The sequence below is a fragment of the Deltaproteobacteria bacterium genome (assembly GCA_016234845.1).
Taxonomy (GTDB): Bacteria; Desulfobacterota; Deferrimicrobia; order Deferrimicrobiales; family Deferrimicrobiaceae; genus JACRNP01.
Window position 1 is genome coordinate 1 of sequence record JACRNP010000153.1, and the last position, 4623, is coordinate 4623.

At 65.6% G+C, this 4623-nt stretch carries 3 protein-coding genes and 2 rRNA genes; 2 read left to right on the plus strand and 3 right to left on the minus strand.

The genetic code is table 11. The features are described 5' to 3' along the window. The first annotated feature begins 136 nt into the window (after nt 1-136). A complete protein-coding gene (locus tag HZB86_10330) occupies nt 137-433 on the plus strand; it encodes a hypothetical protein (GenBank protein MBI5905922.1) in 297 nt (98 codons plus the stop codon). A gap of 391 nt (nt 434-824) precedes the next feature. Further along, a complete protein-coding gene (locus tag HZB86_10335) occupies nt 825-1949 on the plus strand; it encodes an MFS transporter (protein ID MBI5905923.1) in 1125 nt (374 codons plus the stop codon). A gap of 312 nt (nt 1950-2261) precedes the next feature. Here the strand turns inward: HZB86_10335 and HZB86_10340 are convergent, their stop codons facing one another. From HZB86_10340 to HZB86_10350, 3 genes are all read right to left on the minus strand, one after another. Next, nucleotides 2262-3422 (minus strand): serine hydrolase, encoded by a 1161-nt coding sequence (locus HZB86_10340; protein ID MBI5905924.1) that lies wholly within the window; start codon nt 3420-3422, stop codon nt 2262-2264. A 212-nt stretch (nt 3423-3634) separates the two neighbouring features. Further along, nucleotides 3635-3751 (minus strand): 5S ribosomal RNA (gene rrf, locus HZB86_10345). 88 nt (nt 3752-3839) lie between these two features. Then, nucleotides 3840-4623: ribosomal RNA gene (locus HZB86_10350) — 23S ribosomal RNA — on the minus strand; the annotation flags it as partial.

A 4623-nucleotide genomic window follows, 5' to 3' on the forward strand; every position in this document is an offset into this window, starting at 1 on the left:
GGAGCTGTAGACCATAGGATTTAGACCTGGGGGCACCTGCAGACACCGCGCGACCGTCCGGCGCATCGAAGAGAAGGAGGGGAGCCATGCGGTGCAAAGCCAGTTGAGGTCGAGCGGGGTCCGAAAGGAGGGCAATGTGGCGCGTAAAGAACTGCCCGACGTGGGCGGAATCATAGCGGCGGTGCGGCGAGGAGTGCAGCGGCGCGTGGGGAGAAAGAAGAAACTCTATACGGCCGAAGATCTGATCGACGACGTGGGTCTGAGCCCGGAGCAGTTCGAGGATCTGGTCGCCGAGTTGGAGGGGCAGTTCGGGGTGGAGATCGACCCGGACACTCTGGAGCAATTGACGCTGGCCGGTTGCCTCGTAGCCCGGCTCGTGAGCCTGTGCAGCCGTGACGCAGCAGAGGACGGCGTCGAGCGGGCCGTGGCCTGAACGGCATTCTTTGGGCGGCCCGGGAAGCCATCGAGAAATCGATCACGGGGGCGGTCGAGGGTGAGGGTGCCCAGTCGCCAGCAACACTCTCTCCAACGCGTGCTTGACCCAGGTACCCGCCCTCCCTACAGTGGCCGGGAGTTCCGGGGTCAAGGAGAGCGTGACGGGCGAGGACGCCAATGGAAAGCACGCTCCTCTGGATCGAAACCGGAGTACCGGTTATCGGGGACACGGCAGCCCGTCTCGCCATCCTCTTCACCGTCGGAGGCTTCGACGTGGCCTGTGTGTTCTAACCATGTCGCACCTTCGAGTTACGGGGCCCTCCGGCCGACCGCTCAGCAGCACGACCGCTGGAGCGGGTCTTCTGATCGCCCTGCTCTCGCTGGGTCACTTGGCCACCGACGTCGTGCAGGGCGCCCTGCCGGCCCTGCTCCCCTACTTGAAGGACCGGTACGCGCTCACCTATACGTCCGCGGGCCTCGTGCTTCTGGCGGCTCACGTCACGTCTTCGGGAATTCAACCCCTCTTCGGGTATCTGACCGACCGCAAGCCGCTGCCCGCCCTGCTCCCCTTCGGCCTGTTGGTGTCCGGGGTCGGCATGGCTCTCGTCCCTTTTGCGCCGACCTTCGGCTGGGTGCTCGCGATCGTCGTATTCCTAGGACTCGGGACAGCCGCCTTTCACCCCGAGGGATTCAAGGCGACGGCCTGCATTGCACAGGCTCGGCGCGCCACGGGCATGTCGCTGTTCTCGGTGGGCGGAAACCTAGGATTCGCCCTCGGAGCCCCGGCCGCGATCTTCCTCGTCTCGCATCTCGGACTCACCGGCGCCGTGGCGCTCGCCACTCCCTGTGCCTTGGCCTTGGCGCTTCTCGTGCCCGCCCTTCCGAGCATCACCCGTCGCGTCACCGCGATCGGCGAGGTTGCGAAGCGGGCGGATCGTCACGCGCGACCGTTCCCGGCGATTGCGCTGCTCGTCCTGATCGTCGTCTTCCGCACCTGGACGCAACTCGGCCTGGCGACCTATATTCCTTTCCTGTACCGGGCTGAACTGGACCGAGACCCGGCCTACGTCGCGACCCTTCTCTTTCTGTTCCTGGGCTCCGGGACCATCGGCACGCTCGTGGGGGGGCCCATCGGGGACCGGGTCGGGCACCGGCGCATGCTGTTCGCCTCGCTGGCGCTTCAGGTTCCCCTGATCGCTCTGTTCCTGGTCGCCAAAGGTTGGGCGGTGTTCGTTGTGGCGGGTCTGGTCGGCGCGACGATCGTCTCGACCTTTTCCGTGACGATCGTGATGGCGCAGGAGCTCTTCCCGCGCCATATGGCCACCGCGTCCGGGACGATCGCTGGGTTCGCCATCGGTACCGGGGGCATCGGGGTAACGCTGCTTGGCGCCCTGGCGGACCGCCACGGCGTCTCCGCCGCCGCACATGCCATCAACGCTTTGCCTGCGGCAGGAGCCATGCTCGTATTGCTGCTCCCGCTGCCTTGGGCTGCGGAACAGAACGATCGGACTTGACCCCCAGCCGGCAGAGCCCCGACTCCGCAACGACGCGTGGTAAACTGGCCGCTCTACCCCTCGGTCACGGTCGCAGGATCTTGCTGGTCGCGGCCCCCGGGACCACGATGCGCGTCGCCACGCCGGCCCGGGACTGTCCTTCACTCATCTCGCCGTTCTCCTTTCGAGGGATCGGGAGACCCGACCGACCGCCGCGGACGAATCTCTTTCGCTGGATGTGTGGCGCCATGCTACTGCAATCCGCACCGGGCGAACAGAGCTGCGAGTCCGGGTTGTGCACGGTGCGCGACACGCGGCCAGCGCCCCGGCAGCCTATCCGCCCGGCTGCGCGGCCCCGCTCGGCACGCGGCGGGCTGCCATGTCGCTGGCCACGGCGGAGGAGATGTCGGCCCGGAGCTGGTTGAACGCCCGGGTCCTGCGGTACTCGAGCCGAGAACCGAGCAGGATGACGAAGGTGTCCAAACCAGGATCGAGCCAGATCGACACCCCCGTATAGCCGGTGTGACCGAAAGAGTCGGCCGTGAACGCGTCGATCCGAGGCGAGGAGTAGGCGGACGACACGTCCCAGCCCAGGCTCCTCACGGTTCCTCCCCCAAAGGGTCGGGGCGCGATCATGAGCCGGACCGTGGATTCCGTGAGGACTCGAGTCCCCTCCAACTCGCCGAGACCGAGGAGCATCCGTGCAAATCGCCCCAAATCCCCGATAGTCCCGAACAAACCCGCGTGGCCCGCGACCCCACCGAACTGCCGGGCCACCGGGTCCTGGACGCGCCCCACGGCGACCTGCCCGCTCCCGCCCGCCGTGGGCACGCACCGGGTCCAGAGCTCCGGCCCAGGGAGGAACCCCGTGTCGGTCATCCGCAGAGGACCGTAGAAGGACTCCTTTGCGTACTGATTGAGAGGCACCCCGGAAACGCGCCGGACGAGTTCCCCGAGGAGAATGAAGTTGATGTCCGCGTACCGAAACTGCCCGCGTACCAGGCCCCCCGCCCCTTGTCGAGCGACGCCCCGCAGGGCAGCGTCAAGGGGCCTCTCCCCCGCAATCCGAAAGTCTCGCAGCCCCGACGTGTGCGTGAGCAAGTCCCTCACTTCGACTCTCTGCGCCCCGGTGCCCTTTACCTCCGGAAACCACTTCCCGAGCGGATCGTTGAGCACGAGGCGTCCCTCCGCGGCAAGCTTCATCACCGAAGGCGCCGTAGCAACCACTTTCGTCAGCGATGCAAGATCGAACACCGCCCCGGTATTGAGCGATTCAGCCGATGCCCCTCCCCAGCGCCTGCCGTAGGCTTTGGTGATCAGTATCCCTTCCCGGCTCCCCACGGACACGACCCCGCCGGCCAGGAGCCCGCCGGACATCGCGCCCTCCATCGCCACATCCAAGGCCTTCTCAAGGTCGCCGCATCGCGCCCCATCCCCGTCGGTAAGGCCTAGCCACGCGACTGCCACCGCCCCGAGTACCGCGAGTCTTGCCATCCTCGGGCCTCCCGTCGGACCGCCGATCGTTACGACCCAGCTTGCCCTCCCCGTCACCCTGCGGTCAAGCGCCCGTCCGCACCGCAAGTGCCCCGTAAACAAACAGAACGCCCCTGGGAGGGGAGACCTCGCCAGGGGCGGCTGATGAGCTTGGATGCCCGGTACCCCGCAGAGCGCACGGAGGCGCGGGAGCGGGGGTGGTTCTTCAAAAGGATCGGCGGCGACCTACTCTCCCACCCAGTGACCCGGGCAGTACCATCGGCGCGGAGGGGCTTAACGGCCGTGTTCGGAATGGGAACGGGTGTCTCCCCCTCGCCATAGCCACCGAAAAAACAGTGACAACTCCATACGTCAGGGAATCGAGAGCGTTGCGGTGAGTCGTGGTCTCTTGTTGCGCGCTGGTGCGAAGGATGCGAAATGGGGTCAAGCCGCACGGCCCTTTAGTACCGGTTAGCTCAGCGTGTTGCCACGCGTACACACCCGGCCTATCAACGTCGTCGTCTCCAACGGGCCTTCAGGGGGCTCTCGCCCCGGGGAGATCTCGTCTTGAAGGAGGCTTCCCGCTTAGATGCTTTCAACGGTTATCCCGTCCGAACGTAGCTACCCGGCACTGCCCTTGGCAGGACAACCGGAACACCAGAGGTTCGTCCACCCCGGTCCTCTCGTACTAGGGGAGGCTCTTCTCAAATCTCCTGCGCCCACGGCAGATAGGGACCGAACTGTCTCACGACGTTCTGAACCCAGCTCGCGTACCACTTTAATCGGCGAACAGCCGAACCCTTGGGACCTGCTCCAGCCCCGGGATGTGACGAGCCGACATCGAGGTGCCAAACCCCCCCGTCGATGTGAACTCTTGGGGGGTATCAGCCTGTTATCCCCGGCGTACCTTTTATCCGTTGAGCGATGGCCATTCCATACGGAACCACCGGATCACTAAGACCTGGTTTCCCACCTGCTCGACCTGTCGGTCTCGCAGTCAAGCTCCCTTTTGCCTTTGCACTCGTCGGCGGGTTTCCAATCCGCCTGAGGGAACCTTCGCGCGCCTCCGTTACTCTTTGGGAGGCGACCGCCCCAGTCAAACTACCCGCCAGACACTGTCTTCGCCCTGGATGACAGGGCCGAGTTAGAATGTCAGAAAGCTAAGGGTGGTATTTCAACGTTGGCTCCACCGAACCTAGCGGCCCGGCTTCGTAGCCTCCCA